We start from the raw sequence: 23,294 nt of genomic DNA, 5'->3' as shown, positions 1-23,294 counted from the left end.
GTTTATTCCACGATTATTCGGTTTTATTCCACGTTTTTCAAGGTTTATTCCACGTTTCCAGAAAAAGGGCGACTAATCCGAATCAGTCGCCCTTCAATTTTACATATTTTTCAATTCCGCTAAACGTTTTTCAACCGTCGCATGCTTTTCTTCGTAGTCGGCTAACTTTTCACGCTCTGCTTGAACAAGCGCTTCCGGGGCCTTCGATACGAATTTTTCATTCGACAGCTTACCTGTTACTAGCTTAACTTCCTTCGCCCATTTTTCTAGCTCTTTTTCTAGGCGTGCAATTTCTTCATCTACATTAATTAAGCCTGCTAATGGTAAAAATACTTCCGCACCTGTTACAACTGCTGACATTGTTTGACCTGGTACATCCACATTTTGACCAATAATCAGCTGCTCTGGGTTACAGAATTTTTCGATATACGCTTTATTTGCTTCAAGCACTTCTGCTGTTGCTGCATCTTTTGCGGATACATAAAGCGCTACTTTTTTGCTCATTGGTGTATTTACCTCAGCACGGATATTACGTACTGAACGTATAATATCCATAAGAAGCTTCATGCTTTGTTCATCTTGTTCAAAGCTAAATGCCGGATTAACAGTTGGCCATGCCGCTACTGTAATCGATTCGCCTTTATGCGGTAAATGCTGCCAAATCTCTTCTGTAATAAATGGCATGAATGGATGTAATAGACGCATCGTTTGATCTAATACATGTGCTAATACTGAGCGAGTTGTCTTTTTCGCCGCCTCATCGTCACCGTAAAGTGGCAATTTTGCCATTTCAATATACCAAGAACAGAAGTCATCCCAAATAAAGTTGTACAGTTCACGTCCTACTTCACCGAACTCATATTTATCTGACAATGTCGTTACACGTAGAATCGTGTCATTTAAGCGAGATAAAATCCATTTATCTGCAACTGATAAATTACCTGTTAAATCAATTTCATCATATGTTAAGCCTTCCATGTTCATTAATGCAAAGCGCGAAGCATTCCAAATTTTATTTGCAAAATTCCAAGTCGCTTCTACTTTTTCCGTTGAATATCGTAAATCCTGCCCAGGTGATGAACCTGTTGCTAAGAAATAACGTAATGAGTCTGCACCGTATTGGTCGATAACATCCATTGGATCAACACCGTTACCAAGTGATTTTGACATTTTACGCCCTTCTGCATCACGTACTAAGCCATGAATTAATACATCTTTAAACGGGCGCTCACCTGTAAACTCAAGACCTTGGAATATCATACGAGAAACCCAGAAGAAAATAATATCATAGCCTGTTACAAGTGTACCTGTTGGGTAATAACGTTTAAATTCTTCATTTGTCGCATCCGGCCAGCCCATCGTAGAAAACGGCCATAAAGCTGATGAGAACCAAGTATCTAAAACGTCTTCGTCCTGTGTCCAGTTTTCACTATCTGCTGGTGCTTCTTTACCAACATATATCTCACCTGTTTCGTTATGGTACCATGCTGGGATTTGATGACCCCACCATAATTGACGAGAAATACACCAGTCACGAATATTTTCCATCCAACGAGAATATGTGTTTTCAAAGCGTGATGGTACGAAATTTACTTTTCCTGCTTCATCCTTTTGTAGCTCTAACGATGCATCTGCAAGTGGCTGCATTTTTACAAACCATTGCGCTGATAAGTATGGCTCTACAACTGCACCTGAGCGTTCAGAGTGACCTACAGAGTGCATATGTTCTTCGATTTTAAATAGCACGCCAGCCTCTTGCAAGTCTGCTACGATTTGCTTACGGCATTCAAAGCGGTCCATACCTTGGTATTTACCAGCTAGCTCATTCATGGAGCCATCTTCATTCATTACTAAAATACGTTCTAGATTGTGGCGATTTCCAACTTCAAAGTCGTTTGGATCATGTGCTGGTGTCATTTTTACAACTCCAGTACCAAAATCTTTATCAACATAATCATCTGCAACAATTGGAATTTCACGTCCTACGATTGGTAAGATAACTGTTTTACCAATTAAATGCTGGTAGCGTTCATCATCTGGGTGTACTGCTACACCAGAGTCGCCTAGCATTGTTTCTGGGCGAGTTGTCGCTACTTCTACATGTCCAGAACCATCTGCTAATGGGTATTTCATATGATAAAATGCACCTTGTACATCTTTGTAAATTACTTCAATATCCGATAATGCTGTTTTTGCCGCCGGGTCCCAGTTAATAATTCGCTCGCCGCGGTAAATTAAACCTTTTTCGTATAATTGAACGAATACTTCTTTTACTGCATCAGACAAACCTTTATCTAAAGTAAAGCGTTCACGTGAATAGTCTAAAGCTAAACCTAATTTAGCCCATTGCTCACGAATATGGCCTGCATATTCTTCTTTCCATTCCCATGTTTTTTCAAGGAATTTTTCACGGCCTAAGTCATAGCGCGTAATGCCTTCTTCACGCAGTTTTTGTTCTACTTTCGCTTGTGTTGCAATTCCTGCGTGGTCCATACCAGGTAACCAAAGTGCATCATAGCCCTGCATACGCTTCATACGAATAATAATATCTTGTAAAGTCGTATCCCATGCATGCCCTAAATGTAATTTACCTGTTACGTTCGGCGGTGGAATAACAATCGAATAAGGCTCTTTCCCACTCTCTGGCTGCGCCTCGAAAAATTTACCTTTGAGCCACCATTCGTAGCGACCTGCTTCAATCGCATTTGGCTCATACTTTGTTGACATCGTTAGCTGTTCTGTCATGTTGCATTCCTCCTAAAGTTGAAAATTTATTGCCATCAAGATTTTTTGGGGGCTCACAAGCGGAAGGTAATCTAGAACCATCAGATGGTTAACTAACCTGCTACGTGCAAACCTCCTATAAAAATCTGAGAATTTATTTTCATTTCACAGCTATTTACATACCTACGAAATGAAAATAAAAAACACTCCTCTCGCCTATAAAAAGGACGAAGGAGTGCATATATTTTGTTCGCGGTACCACCTTTAATTCCGATCAAAAAGCGATCGGCTCTCAATTCGAATAACGGTGTTTAACCGGCTTTTGCTAAGGCATAAAAAATACGTTCACAAAAACTGCTCCTAGGCTACATTCAAATGATCGTATTGTAGGAACTTTTCAGCTACCGCTCCCTCTCTAAACAAACGTTGTCATTTTACTCTTCCTATTCATTGCATCAAATATTCAGCTTGAACATATTGTATATAATTTAGTGCTGAATTTCAAGCAACAAATCTTTTCTGTACCGAAAGCATAGTATCAGTAATAACAAATATAAAGTGAAAGGATGATTAAAATGCGTAGGAAAAATTACAATCCCTATTTATTACCTCCATGGTTACGCAAAACGCGTTTCTATTGTCGAACGATTATTTTGCCAGTCGTTATTTTTCAAGGAGTTCGCACAATTATCGTTCCAACGACAGGTGATTTATTTTTACTCGCTTTTTTAGGTTTGCTCGCCTATTTATTATTAACCGATTTTATTTGAATAAACGTTCAGTACACTATAAGTTTCCGTTAGCTCAGCAAAAAAATCATCCTGTAGCGATATCGTATCCGTTTGCTGGGCTTCGGGCTGCTGTACTAGCTCTTCGTTGTGAGCAGATATTAGATGACTGGTAGATTCTTTATAAATCGACATCTCTGGAGGAGCAACAGCTTCCACTTGTAAGTCCAGAGAGTTCTCTGTTTCTTTATATACGGGTATTGCTGTTTCATTATCATGCTCCGCAATTTCTTCTTGCACAGTAGGTACAGATGCTGCCACTGGTTGCAAAGATTCTTCAATTTGTATTGTTATTTCTTCTGCCAACTCCTCTTTCACTACTTGTGTGGTCACAGTTTTGTGCTCCTCTTGGTCAGTAAAAGCACAAGTTACTTGCCATACTAACTGGCAACTCGCTTGATCATGCACAGCCTTCAAGTTTTGTACCTTTAGCTCAACAGGACCTGTTACTTTATCCGCTGGTAAATCTACTTCAAGCGGTAAAGCATACTCAAAATAACCTGTTGATTGTTCAATATCTATATGCTCGATATATGTTCCATGTGCTTGCGAAACAGATTGTGCTGGATTAAAAGCAACAGAGGCTGCTACATGATAAATACCTGTCAGTCGAATCGATTGCCCATCATCACTTTGCTCCCACTGCGGTGTAACGCGTGCCGTCACGACATCTTCTAAGGCACCCAGCCCAACTGGAAAGGTAAATTGCTCCGCCATATCCCAAGTAATTGTTTTCATTGCTCTCCCTCCTCTATCATTTACTGTATGTTTTCATGAAGGGAAAAATGAATCATTTTAACAGAGTAAAAAAGGCACTTTAGCATTTGGCAAAGCCTCACGATATGCTGTTAGAAGAGAAAGAGTGTCAGTTTATTGTGACTACCAGAGAAGCAAATGTTTTCTGCAACGAGTTGTCACAAGAAAAAATCTTTCCAACGCATATTTATTATTAGAAGCAAAACTGCCCAGAAAATATTGTATTTTCTGAGCAGCCTTTTATCTAAGCTTCTATTTATTCTTTATTTAAGGAGCTGTTAAAAAACTAGCAATTGCTTTGTTCACCGCAGTTGGATTGTCCTGATTAGCATTATGTCCAGCTTTTTCAATCATCAACAATGTACAGTTAGCGTCACTGTCAGCCCATGGAGCTACGATTTTGCGAATATTCCCTGAACGGTCATCTTCTCCACAAAGTAACAATACAGGCTTTGGAAAGCGATATGCTTCATCTTCACGTAAACAAGTCATAAGAGACATCACCACATCTATGAAATCTTTCTTTTTCATTTGCACAAGGCAATTTCTTACGTATGCTTTGACAGCCTCATCGTTCCCACAAGCCTCTGCACTTTGTCGGATAAGTGTCTGCCATGGATAACAGTAAAAGATGGGCTTACTTAGCTTTAACATTAGCTTTTCTGATAAGGTTAGTTTGCCGGTATTGCGTGTACAGTCAATCAAAATAAGCTTGGCTACAAGGTTTGGCTCTCTAAACAAAATTTCCTGAGCAAGATTCCCGCCCATCGACTGCCCAATCAATATAGCATTCGTAATTTGCTGTTTTTCACAAAGCTTAAAGAAATCGTCAACCATGTCTTCGAAGCTAAATTTTTGATTGTCCTGAAGCTTCGACAAACCATGACCACGCGCATCCCATAATAGTACATTGAAAGAATCATCGAAAATTGATAGCTGCGACTCAAACATTCGATGGTCGCAACCTGCACCATGTAAAAAAATAACGTAATCTGCTGAGCTACCTAGCTTGTGCCAATAGTGTATGTCACAGCCCTTATTATGAAAAGTTTTATGTTGTAAGTCCATGATGACCTCTCCAGTTATTTTGCCAACTTCGCAAATACATTATGGAATGCATCCACGGTTTTTGCAATATGCTCCTCCATGTGAGCTGTTGAAATAAACATACCTTCAAATTGGGATGGTGGTAGGAAAATCCCTTCCTCCGCCATTGATTTGAATTATTATATTACAATTCAAAGTGTTCTTGCAAAGACTAACTTCTCCTACTGCCCGTTTACTATCTAACTTTCGAGGATTTTTTACATGCAACATAAATAAATAAAAGACTTAAAACAACGAGCAGAAGACGATTAATCAGATAATAAGTAGGTGAAATACTATAATAGTAGTTATAGGAGTTTGCACCAAGTGAAACTATTTTAAAAATGCGGGCTGATGATAAAATATCTAGCAATAGATAGGTTGATGTAACCACTAAAGCAGCATAGCCATTTTTAGTCATTGTCATACAAAGCAAAAAAAGCGCTGTAACAAATAGAACATTTGGAATAAAGCGTATGCTCAAATAAAGGCTCTGCACATCTAAAAAAGCAATAGAACGGTAGTAAAAGGGAGCTGTAACAACAATAATCACATTCATAGGAATAGCAATATACAACCACCTGAATAGCATTATCGAATTAAAAGAAGAAGCATTATAAAATGTCAACAACTCATATTTTTTTTTCGTATAATCAGAGACAAAGGCAAAGAACATGAGCAACATGCTGATGACTGGTAAAGTGTATTCATAAATATTATCAATACCAGCAAGCGAATATTTTTCATGTAAATATTCGAAATAATTAGGCAGTGCGGGCATAAAGAATGCATGTAGGAAATAAATTACGAAAATAGCTCCCATTATTTTTAATAGACGTTTTTTCGTATCATAAAATTGAATAAAGGATTCATTTATTTTGGAAGTAAACATAAGCATTTTCTAAAGAAATCTCCTTCTCTTTATTTCCAAATGTCTCACCTTGATTGTTGATGAATTTTACTTTAATCAACGTATCCGAAATGCGCTTTTCCTCAATGGTTCTAACCTTCTTTTTAAACGCAATTAGTTCATCTACTTGGACATTTGCACTATAAATATGTGGCGTACTCAGCTGAATCAACTGCTCCACACTTCCTTGAAATTGAATATGTTGCTCACGTAAAATAAGTATTTCATCACTATATAACTCAACGTCTTCTATTATATGTGTAGAAATTAACGTAATAGCAGTACGGCTAATTTCGGCTAAATAACTTCTAAATTCAATCCTTTGTATAGGGTCAAGTCCAACAGAAGGCTCGTCAATAATAATCAGCTTCGGCTCGCCAAGCACTGCTTGGGCTATACCTAATCGTCTTTTATAGCCACCTGAATAGGATGAGAATTTTTTATAAATTACTTCCTCTAAATTAAACTTTGCAATTAGTTCATCCAACACTTGCTTTTTACTTGGTTGTTTTAATTTTTTAATATCGTATACATAGGAAAGAAAATCATAGCCACTCACATTTCCATAAATATCAAAATCCTGTGGCAAATAACCAATTTTATGAATGGGGTAATTTTGACTAGTTAAAATTGATTGATTGTTTAATAGCACTTTCCCTTTTGCTGGTTTCATCATACCTGCTATGATTTTCATAATGGTCGATTTGCCCGCACCATTGTTACCAAGTAGTGCAATAATACCATTTGAACAAGTAAACGAAACATCCTGAAGTATATTTTTCTTTGCATAATTATATTGGATATTTTCAACAATGAGTTGGTTATTCAAAATCATCAAACCCCTTTTAAATAAAGTTTAGTAGCAGTGTATCCCCTTCCATTTTAATCGAATCTGAACCATCTTCTAAAGGCCAAATACCAACAATTAACTGTTGATAGGTTTTATCTGTAATAACTTTCTTGATTTCCTCGGATACAGTAGGTGAATCAAGTATGGTCTGCAAGTATGATTCAATTGTCGAAAGTTGATAGTTAATCGGTAGCATATAGCGAATCCCGTCTACTTCTTCTATTTTGTATTGCCCAGCAAATAAGTGTGCAGAATACGCGCGTCCTTGAAATTGGAAGTTTTGTGTCTGTGTAAGATTACTATAAATAGTTGCCGAACTCCCTATTTTTATATTGAAATTTATAGGTGTATGAGCAGGTGCTTCTGGATACCATTTAAAACTATCGCCTGGTAAATTAATGGCTAAAGGACTTACATAAAACGTATCAAAATTAATATTGTTAGCTATATACACAGTTCCCTCGTACTGAATGGTTACTTCGACCTGCTGTTGCGCTTGAAAAGGATATGCAATGGTTACTACATGATTGCTACGCTGATACGAAACCGTTTGCTCATTTATTCGCACTTGTTGTACATCAAACGTATCATCTAATAATAAAGAAATCGTATCTGTTTTCTCCAAAGGTATAAGAGAAATTGTGCTTTGATTTTTTAGTTTGTTAGATAATGTTAAATTCATATTATGTTCAATGATTTGATAGTTTTGCTCCAATGTTGTTGGATAATTATAATGAAATTTAGGAATCGAATAATTCGTTAATATCAATAGTTGTGAACTGATAACGACTAATAATAACCCACTATAAAGCCATTTCTCTTTTGGATAAGTTGCAAAGCGAACAATCAATGCGACTGTAATAATTAAAAGGATAAGAAATAATTTATCCATTAAATAGGATGTATTTACTAATATACCTACTAAAGTGTTGGTCATAATAAACTGGTGGTCATCGTATAAACTGAACAAAGCTGTCAGTGTATCATTTTTCCCAGCAACTATGCGTGGAATCGCAGTAAATAATCCTAATATAAGAAGCGTCAGTATCGTTGATAATTCATTTTTAATAAAATAGCCTGCACAAATCCCAATCGATACTCCGACTAAATTAGAACTATAAAAAATAACAATAAAATGAATAATTCCCAATAGTGTAAATGCATAATTTGTAGATGGATTGTTAAAAAATAAAATAAAAATGATAACAAAACTACATAATACTGTAATCATTAAGAAATACGTGAGATAGAGCCGTTTGACATGTTGCCAAAGGTTACGTTCTAAAAACAACGTTGATTCTAGTTGTTTTTGCATAAGTTGAGTAGCAGATACAGAGAAAAAAAGATTGCAAAAAATAAAAGCTACATAATTGTAATCTATAAAAGTAAAAATCGATTCTCCTACCACTGAACTACGCATAAAGGTAAGAAGTGTGAATAAAAAAATACCAATATAAGTTAGAATACTTTTTGATGTTACTTTGAAATAATAGAAAATAACTTTACTTTCGGATTTTAGAGATTGTAGCATATATGATAAACCCTTTCTCTATAAATAGTAATGTAGTCAAAATCATATTGATTTTGACTACATATTCAGACTATTAATCTACACATCTTCTAATGTGAAATTTCGACTGTTGCGCTAGATGAAGCAGTATTACCTGCCCAATGGATATAATAGCTTTGGTTTGCACCAGCAGCATTTTTGTCAATCGCTGTAAAACCTGCTTGGTTTGTTGTTGCCCCTCCTGCACTTACAGAAACAGTCGCAACTGTTTTATCTGGCAGTAGCGGTATAATTTGCTTTGCAGTTTCAGTACCACTCCCTGTTACTGCAGTAGCTTTTAAGACATGCCAGCCTGCCCCCAATACAGTATGTGGCGTCTCCGTATTTGTACCTGCGAGCGTACGAGATGAAATTGTACCTGCAAACGCATTAGTGGATGCCAATAAAACCAGTGCAGAAAATCCAACTGTTATCAATTTTTTTCCGAATTTCATACTATGATTCCTCCTTCGATTATATTTACTACAGCACTGTAACAAATAGTGTATCCCATGGGTTATACTTATAGTAACAGTAAAAATTATCCTTTCAAACCGACGATACCCGCCAATATTCCGCCATTTTTTTGTCAGCATATTATTTTCAACCTTGCAAAAGGGGGTAAAAATCAGTGTCGTTATTTATAGTATAGTGGAAACAGCAAAAGATTAATTTATGTATGGTTGAAATTTTCCGTATATTATTTTTGTATTATGTCTATTTTCATAATTTCTCTCATATTAATCCTCTGAATATTGCTGTTATTCATTTGGCTGAAAGCGAAGATGGATTTCTATTATTACGCTTATTATACTGGTATGGCAATTAGTAAGGTTGTTGCTCATGATTCTATAGTTATAATTAAAAATACTTAACACTTGTTTTATAAAACAAGTGTTAAGTATTTTTTAATTTATGGAATTATCTCGCCAATTTCGCAAATACTTTATGGAATGCATCCACGGTTTTCGCAATATGCTCCTCCGTGTGAGCTGTTGAAATAAACATACCTTCAAATTGGGATGGTGGTAGGAAAATGCCTTCCTCCGCCATTAGTTTGAAGTATTCCGCAAATAGCTCTAAGTCAGAAGCTTTCGCTGTTTCGAAATTAATTACTTCCTCATTTGTAAAGAAGAAACCAATCATTGAACCTGCACGATTTACCGTGTGCGGAATATTGTATTTCGTTGCAGCCGCACGGAAACCTTCCTCTAATCGGTCACCTAACTTGCAGAAATAATCGTATGACTCTTTATTTAAACGTACTAATGTTTCATAGCCTGCTGTCATCGCAAGTGGATTTCCTGATAATGTACCTGCTTGATAAATTGGACCTGCTGGCGCAATTTGCTCCATAATTTCACGTTTACCACCAAATGCACCTACAGGTAATCCACCACCAATAACTTTACCTAAGCAAGTTAAATCTGGTGTTACACCATAATAGCTTTGCGCACAACCATAATCAACTCGGAAGCCTGTCATGACTTCATCGAAAATTAATAATGCACCATGCGCTGTCGCTAATTCACGTAAGCCTTCTAAAAAGCCTGGTTGTGGTGGTACAACCCCCATATTACCAGCAACTGGCTCTAAAATAACTGCTGCTAATTCATTGCCGTATTTTTCAAATACTAATTTCGCTGATTCTAAATCATTGTATGCCACTGTTAATGTATTTTTCGCAACATCCGTTGGTACACCAGGACTATCTGGTAAGCCTAGTGTTGCTACACCAGAGCCCGCTTTGATTAATAAAGAATCTCCATGTCCATGGTAAGAGCCTTCAAATTTTAAGATTTTATCACGTCCAGTATAGCCGCGCGCTAGGCGTAATGCTGACATCGTTGCCTCTGTACCTGATGAAACGAAACGAATCATTTCAATTGATGGCAAGCGCTCCATTACAAGCTTCGCCAATTTATTTTCAGATAAAGTTGGCGCACCAAATGAAGCTCCTTTTGCCGCCTGCTCGCTAATCGCTGCAACAACCTCTGGGTGTGTATGCCCTAAAATTAATGGTCCCCATGATAAAACATAGTCAATATACTCGTTGCCATCAATATCACGAATAATTGCACCTTGACCTGATTCCATAAAAATTGAGCTCATATTTACGGATTTAAATGCGCGAACAGGGCTATTTACACCGCCTGGCATTAAATTAACTGCTTCGCTAAACGCTTGCTTCGATTTTTCATATGAACGCATATTATTTCCCCTCCATCCAACGTGCTGCATCTTTCGCATGATAAGTAATAATTAAGTCTGCACCTGCGCGCTTCATACCAAGAAGGGTTTCCATGACAACCGCTCGTTCATCAATCCAACCATTGATTGCTGCCGCTTTCACCATTGCATACTCCCCTGACACATTGTAAGCAACAACTGGCAATACAAAATTATTTTTCACATCGCGAATAATATCCAAATAGGAAAGTGCTGGTTTGACAATTAAGAAATCTGCACCTTCATCCACATCAGACGCTGCCTCACGCATCGCCTCTAAACGATTAGAAGGATCCATTTGATAGGTTTTGCGATCACCGAATTTTGGTGCACCATCTGCTGCCTCACGGAAAGGACCATAATAGCCTGATGCATATTTCACCGCATATGCCATAATCGGAATATGGGCAAAGCCTGCTTCATCTAAACCTGCACGTATTGCTGCTACGAAGCCATCCATCATATTAGATGGCGCAATAATATCAGCACCTGCCTGCGCTTGTGAAATAGCCGTTTGCGCCAATAAATTTAATGAAGGATCATTTAAAATTTGGTCGCCTTCTACAACTCCACAATGTCCGTGATCTGTATATTCGCACAGACAAGTATCCGCTATAACAAGCAGCTCTGGATAGCGTTCCTTTGTAAAGCGAGTCGCCTTTTGAATAATGCCATGATCATGATATGCGCCAGTTCCTACAGCGTCCTTCTCAGCAGGTAGACCAAATAAAATAACAGCTGGAATACCAAGTGCTACTACTTCATCTAACTCTACTCCTAAATTGTCTAATGATAGCTGGAATACACCAGGCATTGATGTTACTTCATTTTTAATATTTTCGCCTTCAGCTACAAAGATTGGATAAATTAAATCTTCCTTATGCAAATATGTTTCTTTCACCATTGCGCGCATGCCCGCATTTTGGCGTAATCGTCGGTGTCTTTGGAAATTTAATTGTGTCACTTTTTATATCCTCCTATTAACTGCTCTATTACTGCTTGCATTGTATAATTGTGCGGCTGTATCGCCACCTGTGCCCCATACTCTTTTAATGCTGCTGTCGTTACATGACCAATGGAAGCCACCGTGACAAAACGCCAATCAATTACGGGTACTACATGCTGCGCATATACTTGCACAGCAGAAGGACTCGCAAAAATGACAATTGGCTCCTTTGCCTGCAACAAGCTTTCTTCCAATGCTTGAACATAAGTAGTGAGTGGGACAGTTTCATAAACAATCCATTCATCACAATGCAACACATCACGAATTGTACTTTTTGCTAAGCTCCCTTTCAAAAAAAGGCAGCGACCATCTCCAGCGATTTGTGGAAACTCCTTCACAAACACATCCGCACTAAAAATTGTTGGCACAAAATCGACGGTAAAACCATGTTGCTCAAGCTCCGCCTTTGTTTTTATCCCTACAGCGGCTATACGACATGAAACTTCTATAGGGTTGCGTTCAAGTTTTCTGATAAAGCTAGTCACTGCATTTTGGCTCGTGAAAATTAACCAATCATATATTGCTAATTTTTGCAGCCATACAGCATCCTCAGTTGTTACACATTCTTGTATAGCTAGGAGTGGAAAGTACTTAATTTCCCCTCCATAGCGTTCTACAAGCTCGCTAATTGTTTGAACTTTTTGTGTACCTGTTACATAAATTGTTTTCCCTGCAAGTGGGGCATTATTTTGCATCTTGCTCAGCCTTCACACGTTGGATTAACTCAAATGCTCCTTGCTTCGTTAATAATGCGGCCACTTCTTTCCCTACTGCCACCGCATCTGTTCCTGTTACTGTTTCTTGGTATGTAACCGAAGCATCAGGAGCTGCAACGAAACCAGTCAAAGTAATTTTTTCACCTTCAACAGTCGCATAACCAGCGATTGGTACTTGACAGCCACCATCCATTTCAGCAAGGAATGTACGCTCTGCATGAGCAGTATGCCAAGTTGCTTCGTCTGTCAGTTTTGCTAGTGCAGCAAGCAATTCCGTATCATCCGCGCGACATTCGATACCGAGCGAACCTTGTGCAATCGCTGGTAAGCAAATATCTACAGGTAAATACTCCGTTACCACATCATCGCTCCAACCTAGGCGTTTTAAACCTGCTGCTGCTAAAATAATCGCATCATAATCCTCTGTTTCAAGTTTTGCTAAACGTGTATCAACATTGCCACGAATCCATTTAATTTCAAGGTCTGGTCTTACATGTAAAAGCTGTGCACTACGTCGCAATGAGCTCGTTCCAACGACAGCCCCTTGAGGTAAGTCTGCGAATTTGATATGCCCCTTCGAGATGAAAGCATCGCGTGCATCTTCGCGCGGAGGAATACATCCAACTACTAACCCCTCAGGTAGTACCGCAGGCATATCCTTCATCGAGTGTACTGCAAAATCAATTTCTTTATCATACAGTGCTTGCTCGATTTCCTTTACAAATAGGCCTTTACCTCCAACCTTTGAAAGCTGAACATCCAATATACGGTCACCTTTCGTTACGATTTCCTTTACTTCAAACTCAAAAGGTGCCCCAGAAGCACGTAATTCATTAATAAACCAGTTCGTTTGCGTTAATGCAAGCTTACTTTTACGTGAACCAACAATAATTTTTCTCACTAAAAATCTACCTCTTTCACTTAATACCATAAATGGAATGTTGATAGTTTACTGCCTAAGAAGAAATTAATAACTACGAGCAAAAATATAAAAATTTGTGCCCATGCATACGTCGTGCTAAGTATTTTTTTGCTGCGATGCAACAGTAAAATAATGATATAAATTATGGCTATAAAAAATGAGCCTAAAATTTTCGCATCGACGATTGAAAACTCATCAATTGATAAAAATGCCCATTCTAATCCTAACACTAAGCTAACGAATAGCAAAGGGATACCTACAAGCATTGAGTAGCTCATCCAGCTAGTTGTTTGCTGTAGGTTAGGCAGTCTCGACCATAAAGGATTGAACTTTTTTTCCTTTAAAATGCGATACAGCACTAAATGTAGTACAGAAAAGACGAAAGATAATGAAAACGCTGCATACGCCGCAATCGCAAAGCTAATATGGATGATTAGCACTTCCGAAATAAGTGAATTTCTTACAGGCTCCACAACATCGTTCGGCGCCAATAAATGGATTGTCACAAAGACAAAGCCTAGCATATTCATGAAAAATACAGGCATATCTACTCGTACAATACAGTGCAATATAATGGACAATGTAGTAAGCAACCAAGCGTAAAAATAAACTCCTTCAAATAAAGACAGTACAGGGAAACGTTTCATCTCAAAAATAAACCAAATAAAATAAACTGTTTGCAATACCCAGACAATTGACACAAACCAAAATGCAATGCGGCGTGCCTGAACTCGTCGGTATAAATAATCAATAAAATAAAAAACGAGACCAATCGCATAAAGTATAACGATTGCTTCATATGTTCTCGTCATTATCATTTCAGACATGAGTATCCCTTCTTTTATCATCAAAATTCCAAGGGGTTCTTAGAAAAACAGGCGGATGCTTGCTTTTCCTACAGCTGTGCACATTTTTATAGAAAAATATGGCTAAAAAACCCTTGCTCATTATGCAAAGCGTAAAACATTGTCATTGAAAAGTGTTAAGAAAAAAATTTTTTATAAGAACAAGTTGGATTTAACTATCCTTTTCAAAACCACTAAATCCTTCTTTATTTTTAAGCTTTCAATAGCATAATAACATACTTCTAAAACATGCGAAAAGCTGTCGAGAAAGGCAGGTGCCAACCTGTTTTCTCGACAGCCCCCTATCTATTATTTTACCATACAGATACGAAAACGCTTCTATTTGTAATTCTACGTTATCACAACTAGCGAACGATTATCCGCCACAAGTTTTCCTTGCTCCAGCAAAGCCCTTTATGATTCAAATGCAAGCTTTGGCTGCACTGGTGATTTACTTTCTTTTTCATGAGTGACAATTTCATTTTGCACATCATCTTCAATACCGAAAATTGCTTGGAATAACTGCAATTGCTCATTTGCTTTTGAAGAATTCGCCATTTCCTTCGCCTGTAAAATTGGCTCCTTCAACAGTTGATTAATAATTGATTTCGTATGCTTGCTTAAAATTTTACGCTCACGTTCTGTTAAATCTGGCATTTTATTTTCAATGCTAAGCATCGTTTCTTCTTGAATACGGCTAGCTTTTTTGCGCAACGCTGCAATAACAGGCACTACACCTAGTGTTGTCAACCATGCTTTAAACTCTGCTACTTCATAGCCAATCATTTGCATAATTTGTGTAGCAGCCTTCTCACGTTCCGCTAAATTAGCTTCTACAATTCCTTGTAAATCATCGATATCATATAAAAAGACATTCGGTAAATCTGCAATACGCGGATCTAAATCGCGTGGAACCGCAATATCAACCATAAATAACGGCTGCCCTTTACGCATACGCGCTACATATTGCATAAGTTCATAATCAATAACATAATTTGTCGCACCTGTAGAGCTTATTAGAATATCAGCTTCTAGTAGTGTGCATTGCAATTCTTGCATTGATTTTGCTGCACCCTCAAATTTAGCTGCTAAATCTTGCGCTTTTTCAAACGTACGGTTAATAACAGTTACTTGCCCAACACCATTGCCGTATAAGTTTTGAATTGCTAGCTCACCCATTTTTCCAGCACCTAAAATAGCTACATGTGTTTTCTTTAATGAGCCAAAAATTTTCTTCGCAAGCTCTACCGCTGCATATGATACAGATACTGCATTTTCTCCAATTGCAGTTTCATTATGCGCGCGTTTAGCAAATGTTACAGCTTGCTTAAATAATTGATTAAATACCGTACCTGTCGTCCCAAGCTCTTGCCCTTGCAAAAAGCTTGTTCTCACTTGCCCTAAAATTTGCGTTTCACCGAGAATCATCGAATCAATACCAGCGGTTACTTTAAATAAATGTTGAATTGCCTGTTGCTCTTCATGAATAAATAAATGCGCCTCAAATTGTTCGATTGATAAATGAAACCATTCTGCTAAAAAGCGTTTAATATAGTAACGTCCTGTATGTAATTGATCAACAACCGCATAAATTTCTGTTCGGTTACATGTTGACACAATCACATTTTCTAAAATACTCTTTTGCTGTTGTAGCGCTTCCATCGCATTCGGTATTTCGCTCTCAATAAATGATAGCTTTTCACGAATTTCTACTGGCGCTGTTTTATAATTCAAGCCTACGACTAAAGTATGCATGAACCTCACACCTCACACGTTCTAATTCATAATTCCAATTGTAGCACAAATATGCCCATTTTCACGACTCGTTTTGTGAACATGCTATGAACATAATTACTAATTTAGAATCATTCTAATGTAAGTTTAACAAATTTTATATTCTTTTTCAATCCAAGTTGCTGCAAAAGAAGGAGTTGCCCGAAAGATGGCTTATTAGCCTATTTTTCGGACAACTCCTTAATCTATTTTAATTGGCATGTATATGAAATTTTAAATCGCGCTCTATCTCCATAATTTTCAAAGAATGAAAATCGAATTGCCGATCATTTTTATTTCGATCTTCTTGCAATATTTTTGTAACATGTTCAAATTGTTCACCTACTGCAATGAAGTTTTCTTCAATTTTCTCTTCTAGTTTATGTTCTAACTTTTCCATTCTTTCTTCTAAACTATGCTTTAACTCTTCCATTTTGCCTTCTATTCTATGCTCTAATTCTTCTATTTTACCCTCTAATCCATGCTCTAACTCTTCCATTTTGCCTTCTATTCTATGCTCTAGTGCTTCCATTTTACCTTCTAATCTATGCTCTAATTCTTCTATTTTGCCTTCTAATCTATGCTCTAGTGCTTCTATTTTACCTTCTAATCTATGCTCTAGTACTTCCATTTTGCCTTCTAATCTATGCTCTAACTTTTCCATTCTTCCTTCTAGTCTTTGCTCTAACTCTTCCATTTTCCCTTCTAGTCTTAGCTCTAATTCTTCCATGTTTCCTTTTAAATCTTTAATATCGCCATGCATATTCAATAATAATTCATATATTTGATTTTCCTTTTCCATCCATTGTACTCCTTTCTTTTTAATTTCAGCGCAAATTTCCATCTTCAATGCCGCATAACAATTTTAGTTGTAGAGAATAACTTTATTATAGCATCCGTATATACAAAAAACATACATAAAAAAGCTTGCCTAGAAACAATTTATTTCTAGGCAAGCTCCGTTATGATACGTTTTTTACAGGTTGTACAAAAAATGCTTTTGCTAACAAAAGTACTAATAGTAGTACAATAAAATAAAGTGGCATTACAACTATTGAGCCATTATGCAACTGGCTCATAATAAATGTTAGCAAACTAACCAACATATAATAGCCTAAGCCAAAAATTGCCCCTGCTGTACCTATAACATCACCAAAATCTACTAATGCCAAACTTAAGCAATTGGGCAACGCTACCCCCACACCCATTAGCAAAACAAATATACCGCAAATAAACAAAATAGCTTGTAACAAAGTTGGATTTACAAAAACTTTGCTTATAACAAATATAAAGCAAGCACCAACCAACGCGATAAGCAAGCCATTTTTTATAATCTCCTCAGGTACTCTAGTTCCCAGCCAATACTTTGAAATAAAAGAACCAATAACTGTCGCTCCTGCAACAGCACACCCTAAGAGCCCGTATATTGATGGTGAGAAGCCAAATACTTCGATAAATAGATAAGGTGCTTCAGCATAATAACTAAATAACACACCATTTAACCCGCCAATTAATAACCCGAAAACTATTACCCTTTTATTCGTCATTAGCCTTTGGACTATCAGGAAAATTTCCGGTTTTTTCGTATGCTGGCGAATCATTGTTTCTGGTAGTGCCACATAGCTATAAATAAAAATTCCTATACTGCTTACTACCAAAGTAAGGAAGACCGCGCGATAATCAAATACATCGCCAACAACCCCACCTATGAATGGACCAATAGCAGGTGTAAACGCCAATGCAGCAGAAATTTGTGCAAAAAGGCTATGCCGCTCTTTGCCTTCATAACTTTCCCTTAAAATTGTTTGAGTAATAACTGATCCTGTACTCGCACCGAGTGCTTGTATAAATCGAGCGAACAACAGCAGCGAAATATCTGTGGATAAATAGCATAAAATGCTACCTAAACCATAAATCAAAATACCAAAGTTCATCGCTTTACGACGCCCAATAAAGTCTGATAAGTAGCCCCAAAAAAAGACGCCGAAAGCAAATGCTAAAAAATAAATGCTTAACGTCAATTGCGCGATACTCATTGTAACACTATAAGACTCCGCAATCTGCGGCAAGGAAGGTGTAAAAATCGTTTCACTCATTTGCGGAAAGCCTACTAATACAATAAGTAATAGCAGTTGAGGCTTTCGATTTCCGATGTTTTTTTCCATTTTAATACTCCTATTTTATTAAAATCTAAGAAAAAAACATCGCTTTGAAGGGAAATGGTGGAATCATGATTTTTATCCAATCATAAACAATCATGAAATCACCCCTTTCTAACAGAATGAATCAAGTATACTAAATATGTTAAATAGTATCAAACCTCGCTTATTCCAAAAGTCTCTTCTCCTTCACAATTTCCAACACGGACTCACGTGAGGTTGCACCTAACACTTGAAACAATTGTGTCCAATAGCGCTCGATTGTGCGCAATGATATATGCAATTTCGAAGCCATCTCCTTATTCGTCAAACCTTCTTGTAGCCACGAAACAAGCATTTTCTCCTTAGCGGTTAACTGAATTTCTTCTCTTCTATTAAAATCAATATAATCAAGAAAATCCATTGGTATCATAATAAGCCCTTGCACCGCTGCACGAATCGTTTGAATTACCTGAAAGCGCGTTGCCATTTTAGAAACTACCCCATCAACCTTTTTTTCAACAATGAGAGAATAGTAGTTGGTTGGGTCATCTCCTGTATATAAAATGACACGGGCCCCAGTTTGTTCCTTAATCGTTTGTGCTAAAGAAATGCCATCGTCTTCGCCTAAATTCACATCAAGTAAATAAACATCATAACGATTTTCAGATAGTTGGTTTATCACATCGACAGCCTGTAATTCCGTATCAATTTGAATATCCTCTGCTGATTCCATTAATCGCTTTGATCCTTCTAGTACAATAGGATGATCATCTACAATAAGCACTTTAATCATCTTCTTCATCCTCTTCTATGATTATATGAATAAATACGCCTTCATTTGCTTTTGTTACTATACGACATTTTCCATTAAAGGCTTCCACTCTTTCTCGGATGCCTCTAATACCTAATGAATCAGCCTGTAGCATATGCTCTAGTGTACAACCTATACCGTCATCCTCATAAATCAATTCAAAGCCTTCGTCTAATTCCTGTAAAGAAAGTGTCACTTTTGTTGCCTCTGAATGCTTCAATGCATTATTTAATAACTCCTGTACGATGCGGTAAATGACTAAAGGCAACTGCTCATGTTGTAAATAAACACGTTCAAAAGTCGTGTATAATTTGAAGCTTGCTTTACTACTTACTTGCTGCGCAAGCTGGCTAAGTGCTGCTGTTAGCCCTAGTTTATTTAATACTGGTGGCTTCAACGTCTCGCAATAAGTCCGCAAATCCTGCACATTATTTTGCATCTGCTGATACAAGCCTTGGATTGAAATAGCTGTGTCATCTTCTACTAACAAACTCATTTCACGTGTAAGATGGGTTAAGTTTTGCAATACGGTATCATGAAGTTCCTGTGCCACATAATACTTTTCCTGCTCTACTTTTAGCCATACGAGTTTCTTTAACCATATAGGCTCTTGCTCTGCCGTTTGCTGAAGGCTTTGTAATTCTTGTAGTAGCTCCTCAATTTTTTTCAAGCTTTCAATTGCACTTTCTACATATTTCAGCAGTAATTTTAACCAAAGAAGCTCTTCATCCTTCAAGCGAATTGTATTACGATGCTCAATTAATAACAGCCTTTTCATACGCGCCTCTTGATGAACAAGCGCCCCATAAACATTTGTGAGCTTGACAATTTCCCCCGCTTGTAGCTGCTGTATTTGTTCATCTGTCATCCCATATTCAGTAGGCATGCTCTGTTCTTTCCCATCATAATTCACAATCTTAATATTTTTTATTTCTAAATGCCTAGCTGCTTCCACCTTTAAAATATCAAGCAACTCATCAACCCTATAGGCAACGCTCATTTGATCAATCACTCGTGAAAGCTGTCGAATTGTATTGCCCTTTGGCGTAAACAATATATCTCGATATTTCGCATCTACCTTTTCTTTTATATAGAGAAACAGCAAAATTGAGATAAATAGAAAAAGAATTGTTCCCCAAATAGATGCCTTGTCCATTAAGAAAAATAAGCCCATAGAAAGCCATATTGTAAAACCTACTGCTACCATCAAATAATAGCTTGTACGTGTAATATAGTAATGAATATCAAACAAGCGCTCTGTCACATGTAAAAACATAAAGCAAAAGGGGATTAATAGAACGAATAATATACTATATTCTGCATGTAAAATCGGACGTTGCCAAAGCACTTCAGGTAGCGCAAACAACAATAAAAAAGGTAAAAACGGCAAAATTACGCTTAAAATTAATAAGCGCAATTTTATGGTGCGTTTTTTATAATAACTGTATAGCAATACCCATAGTGGGAATGAGAAAAGCACGAATGATGTGGCAAGTAAAATGATGGCAATTACATCTTTTGTATAAGGTTGTAATATTTTAATGCCACCTAATACAGCACCTGTTAATGGCAATATGTATAATTTCTCAATATATTGTATAAATGGCCATTTTATATGTAGATAACTATAATAACTTTTTAAAAACTTTAGTAATATAAGTGGAACAAGAATAATTCCACCACTATTTACAATAGTACCGATAAAATTGAATTTGCTAGAAGCTACACTACTTAAATAAGTTAGTGCTACAGTTAAGATAAATGAAATCAGCCACTTAACGCTTCCAATATCTCGTTGCCACCTATATAAGTAAAGTGCAGCTCCCAATGATAAAATAAAGTAAATAATCGGCAAGAAAACATGTAAATAAAATTGGATTGGCAAATCGCCATGTAACACCGTAATTTGTAATATCGTTCCATCCTGTTTTTTTATTGTTAGTGCATTTGCACCTCTGATAGTTTGATCATACGGAACTAAAGGCATAGTATCAATAGGTTTATTTTCAATTGCTAGCACAATATCCCCGATTTCAATGTCCTGTTTTCTTGCCCATTCTTCATAATAATGCGATTTTACACTCCACTGCCCATCTCGTTGCTGAAGCTCCATTTTCAACAATGGAGCTTTATAAGCAACAATAGATAAGTATATACCCAATCCCAGGTATACTAGTAATACTAACCACTTTTTTTTCATTTATTATTGCCAATAAACACTATCAGCATGTACCTCCTCCACAAATGCTTCCATAATCGCTTCTTGTTCCTGTGCTGTAACACCAACTAATGATACTTTTCCTTCATGTAATAGCTTTGCGATATCCATGTTGTCGTGTAAAAATTGAATTATTTTCATCATATTAAATCAGCCTCATTTCATCATTTTTAGTAGGTATTTTTTATTTTCGTCGTTTGTTAAAGTATTTTCTATTAATGTTTGTGCTTCTTTGCTATAAATATTTTTCATTGTTAATGCATAACGTATTGCACCGTTAGATACGAGAAGCTGTTGTAAGTGTTCGATAGATTGTATTGTATCGCCATTATAGTAAGACTGAATCATGCTAGCATCCTTATTTTGCAATGTCAGCATATAGAAGATGGGCAATGAATATTTGCGCTGCCGTAAATCACTGCCTTCTGTTGTCACATTATGAATATCATTTTTGATTTGTTGCAAAATACCGATTGCCTGCGCGTATTGTGCTACTCCTTGCAAACGTTTTCCACTAGCAAGTACCACACCGACTTCACAGCTCATAGCTACTAAAGAACCCGATTTTTGCTGTATCATGCTTATATAGGCTTGCTCATCTCTATAGTGATTAAGTAAATCAAGATGCTGCCCATTAATACTACATAGCATGTATTGCTCTACTATTTGGATTGCCTCATGACGATGGGTAAAGGAGCTTGCACCTATTATTTTGCTTGCCACTGTAAGCATTGTTAATACGACATTAAGCGATAACGCAGGCGTTTTCATCCATACATAATCTTTGTCCCCATCTTGTAAATCATCCACAATATCAAAAGCTAAAATAAGAAGCTCTATTGCCGCTGCTACATCAAAAATTTCATCTTGTAACTGCTCAACATATTCGACATAATGCAACACACATAATGTGCCAAAAGCAAAGCCTTGTTGTTCTTTTTCCCTAATAAATTGCTGCATCAATGATACTAATTGTTCATCAAGACTATTTTCTAAAGCCACTATTTTCTCTAAATGATTTTTTATATGGCTATGCCACTCCGTCACTCCCTCCCCTCCTTAAGGAAATTTTAACAACCTCTCTATTTACTATTCTAACGAAATTAACCATAAAGTGTAGATATATTTTTTATTTTTTGACAATTTGGCGGAATAATGGCGGTTACCGACAGGAGATTGTCGGTCTTTGGCGGAAAATGGCGGATTTCATTAGGTATAAAAGGGTAATTTTTGTATTATTTAGTATGTAAATTATTCTTAACAAGCAGATACTATTTAGGACAACACTCTTAAAATAAGTAATAGAACTTATCAATAAGATTAGCAACTAAATTTAATAACTTGAAATTTACTGTATAGAAAGTAAAAATTCAGCTGCCGACAAAAAAATGACGGTGTGTTGTCGGAAAATTGACGGTGCATAGTAGCAATATTTGCACTATACTAAAAATAACCTAGGGATACAATATTTGCTATAGCAAAATACATGGCTATCAGAGGAGGAATACAGGATGAAATTCAACAAAATTGTTTTCAGTTCACTTATCGCACTCTCCATTGTTAGTACGGGAATGAGCTATACTTCTGCACATGAGTTACAACCAGTTGATGAAATTACACCGATGTCTATTCCTGTTAATACATGGCTTGCACAACCTCACCATGAATATAAAAAAACATCTGCAGATATTACACATGTAGGTTACTGGGATGGCGGAGCGAGTCCATATTATAATGTCACTTTTTATGATGGGATAATGACTCGTAGCTCCATCGCCACCTATTACACAGCAAGTTTTCCAACTGTTTATAATTTAAGTGGCTTAACTACACGTACATGGGGTACTAGTCTAAGTGTAACAAATGGTGGAACTGGTTATGCAAATGGCTCTGTAAAATTGTATATTTATTAACATAAAAAGAGGCTGTGGGGAACGTAGGATATTTCCTTCGTTTCTCAACAGCTATTT

General features: G+C 36.9%; 21 protein-coding genes, 1 pseudogene and 1 other annotated feature. Of the genes and pseudogenes, 2 read left to right on the top strand and 20 right to left on the bottom strand.

The annotated features are described in order from the left end of the window. Positions 1-99 precede the first annotated feature (99 nt). On the bottom strand, positions 100-2,745 hold the full coding sequence (locus tag TY13_RS09890) for a valine--tRNA ligase (protein WP_042475013.1): 2,646 nt from the start codon (positions 2,743-2,745) through the stop codon (positions 100-102). A 199-nt stretch (positions 2,746-2,944) separates the two neighbouring features. Beyond that, positions 2,945-3,184 (bottom strand) — a binding site (T-box leader). Positions 3,185-3,299: 115 nt separating this feature from the next. On the opposite strand from TY13_RS09890, the gene TY13_RS09885 reads away from it, so the two are divergent. After that, on the top strand, positions 3,300-3,494 hold the full coding sequence (locus tag TY13_RS09885; RefSeq protein ID WP_042475011.1) for a hypothetical protein: 195 nt from the start codon (positions 3,300-3,302) through the stop codon (positions 3,492-3,494). On the opposite strand, the gene TY13_RS19805 is transcribed toward TY13_RS09885, so the two are convergent. The 19 genes and pseudogenes from TY13_RS19805 to TY13_RS09800 all read right to left on the bottom strand — a co-directional run bounded on the left by TY13_RS19805 (position 3,477) and on the right by TY13_RS09800 (position 22,371). Further along, on the bottom strand, positions 3,477-4,250 hold the full coding sequence (locus TY13_RS19805) for a hypothetical protein (protein ID WP_052344291.1): 774 nt from the start codon (positions 4,248-4,250) through the stop codon (positions 3,477-3,479). The two genes, TY13_RS09885 and TY13_RS19805, sit on opposite strands and share 18 nt — an antisense overlap. 285 nt (positions 4,251-4,535) lie before the next feature. Further along, positions 4,536-5,336, bottom strand: coding sequence for an alpha/beta fold hydrolase (locus TY13_RS09875; protein WP_042475009.1), 801 nt, complete (start codon positions 5,334-5,336; stop codon positions 4,536-4,538). Positions 5,337-5,350: 14 nt separating this feature from the next. After that, positions 5,351-5,491, bottom strand: a pseudogene (locus TY13_RS21030) (aspartate aminotransferase family protein); the annotation flags it as partial. A 59-nt stretch (positions 5,492-5,550) separates the two neighbouring features. Beyond that, a complete protein-coding gene (locus TY13_RS09870; RefSeq protein ID WP_042475006.1) occupies positions 5,551-6,252 on the bottom strand; it encodes a hypothetical protein in 702 nt (233 codons plus the stop codon). Continuing rightward, positions 6,224-7,099: an ATP-binding cassette domain-containing protein gene (locus TY13_RS09865; protein ID WP_230199420.1), complete on the bottom strand. Its 876-nt coding sequence runs from the start codon at positions 7,097-7,099 to the stop codon at positions 6,224-6,226. The genes TY13_RS09870 and TY13_RS09865 overlap by 29 nt, the downstream gene beginning before the upstream one ends. Positions 7,100-7,109: 10 nt before the next feature. Further along, the gene (locus tag TY13_RS09860) at positions 7,110-8,345 is read right to left on the bottom strand and encodes a hypothetical protein (RefSeq protein ID WP_195891685.1); all 1,236 of its coding nucleotides are present in this window, start codon (positions 8,343-8,345) and stop codon (positions 7,110-7,112) included. Between the two features lie 389 nt (positions 8,346-8,734). Continuing rightward, a complete protein-coding gene (locus TY13_RS09855) occupies positions 8,735-9,118 on the bottom strand; it encodes a hypothetical protein (RefSeq protein WP_042475000.1) in 384 nt (127 codons plus the stop codon). 466 nt (positions 9,119-9,584) lie between these two features. Continuing rightward, on the bottom strand, positions 9,585-10,874 hold the full coding sequence (gene hemL, locus TY13_RS09850; protein WP_042474999.1) for a glutamate-1-semialdehyde 2,1-aminomutase: 1,290 nt from the start codon (positions 10,872-10,874) through the stop codon (positions 9,585-9,587). Position 10,875: 1 nt separating this feature from the next. Then, complete coding sequence (gene hemB / locus TY13_RS09845) at positions 10,876-11,856, bottom strand: porphobilinogen synthase (RefSeq protein WP_042474995.1); 981 nt, start codon at positions 11,854-11,856, stop codon at positions 10,876-10,878. Further along, entirely contained in the window at positions 11,853-12,593 is a 741-nt protein-coding gene (locus tag TY13_RS09840) for a uroporphyrinogen-III synthase (protein WP_042474992.1), read from the bottom strand. The genes hemB and TY13_RS09840 overlap by 4 nt, the downstream gene beginning before the upstream one ends. Further along, positions 12,583-13,515 (bottom strand): hydroxymethylbilane synthase, encoded by a 933-nt coding sequence (gene hemC / locus TY13_RS09835; protein WP_042474990.1) that lies wholly within the window; start codon positions 13,513-13,515, stop codon positions 12,583-12,585. Before hemC ends, TY13_RS09840 begins: the two co-directional genes overlap by 11 nt. 20 nt (positions 13,516-13,535) lie before the next feature. Continuing rightward, on the bottom strand, positions 13,536-14,363 hold the full coding sequence (ccsA, locus tag TY13_RS09830) for a cytochrome c biogenesis protein CcsA (RefSeq protein WP_042474988.1): 828 nt from the start codon (positions 14,361-14,363) through the stop codon (positions 13,536-13,538). Positions 14,364-14,795: 432 nt separating this feature from the next. Then, complete coding sequence (gene hemA / locus TY13_RS09825; protein WP_042474985.1) at positions 14,796-16,136, bottom strand: glutamyl-tRNA reductase; 1,341 nt, start codon at positions 16,134-16,136, stop codon at positions 14,796-14,798. Between the two features lie 229 nt (positions 16,137-16,365). Then, entirely contained in the window at positions 16,366-16,956 is a 591-nt protein-coding gene (locus TY13_RS19800) for a hypothetical protein (RefSeq protein WP_052344290.1), read from the bottom strand. Between the two features lie 160 nt (positions 16,957-17,116). Continuing rightward, entirely contained in the window at positions 17,117-18,319 is a 1,203-nt protein-coding gene (locus tag TY13_RS09815) for a multidrug effflux MFS transporter (RefSeq protein WP_042474983.1), read from the bottom strand. A 160-nt stretch (positions 18,320-18,479) separates the two neighbouring features. Then, positions 18,480-19,088: a response regulator transcription factor gene (locus TY13_RS09810; protein WP_042474980.1), complete on the bottom strand. Its 609-nt coding sequence runs from the start codon at positions 19,086-19,088 to the stop codon at positions 18,480-18,482. Then, a complete protein-coding gene (locus tag TY13_RS09805) occupies positions 19,081-21,267 on the bottom strand; it encodes a sensor histidine kinase (protein WP_195891684.1) in 2,187 nt (728 codons plus the stop codon). The genes TY13_RS09810 and TY13_RS09805 overlap by 8 nt, the downstream gene beginning before the upstream one ends. Positions 21,268-21,309: 42 nt before the next feature. Beyond that, a complete protein-coding gene (gene comX, locus TY13_RS20695) occupies positions 21,310-21,468 on the bottom strand; it encodes a competence pheromone ComX (RefSeq protein ID WP_154661576.1) in 159 nt (52 codons plus the stop codon). Positions 21,469-21,480: 12 nt separating this feature from the next. Beyond that, on the bottom strand, positions 21,481-22,371 hold the full coding sequence (locus TY13_RS09800) for a polyprenyl synthetase family protein (protein WP_042474975.1): 891 nt from the start codon (positions 22,369-22,371) through the stop codon (positions 21,481-21,483). Positions 22,372-22,835: 464 nt separating this feature from the next. Here TY13_RS09800 and TY13_RS09795 point away from each other — a divergent pair, with 464 nt between their 5' ends. Continuing rightward, the gene (locus TY13_RS09795) at positions 22,836-23,237 is read left to right on the top strand and encodes a hypothetical protein (RefSeq protein ID WP_042474972.1); all 402 of its coding nucleotides are present in this window, start codon (positions 22,836-22,838) and stop codon (positions 23,235-23,237) included. Positions 23,238-23,294: the final 57 nt, after the last annotated feature.

The organism is Bacillus ndiopicus, from assembly GCF_000612805.1.
GTDB classification, from domain to species: domain Bacteria; phylum Bacillota; class Bacilli; order Bacillales_A; family Planococcaceae; genus Metasolibacillus; species Metasolibacillus ndiopicus.
Note: the sequence above shows the minus strand (reverse complement) of the source record. Positions and strands in the feature narration are given on the sequence as shown.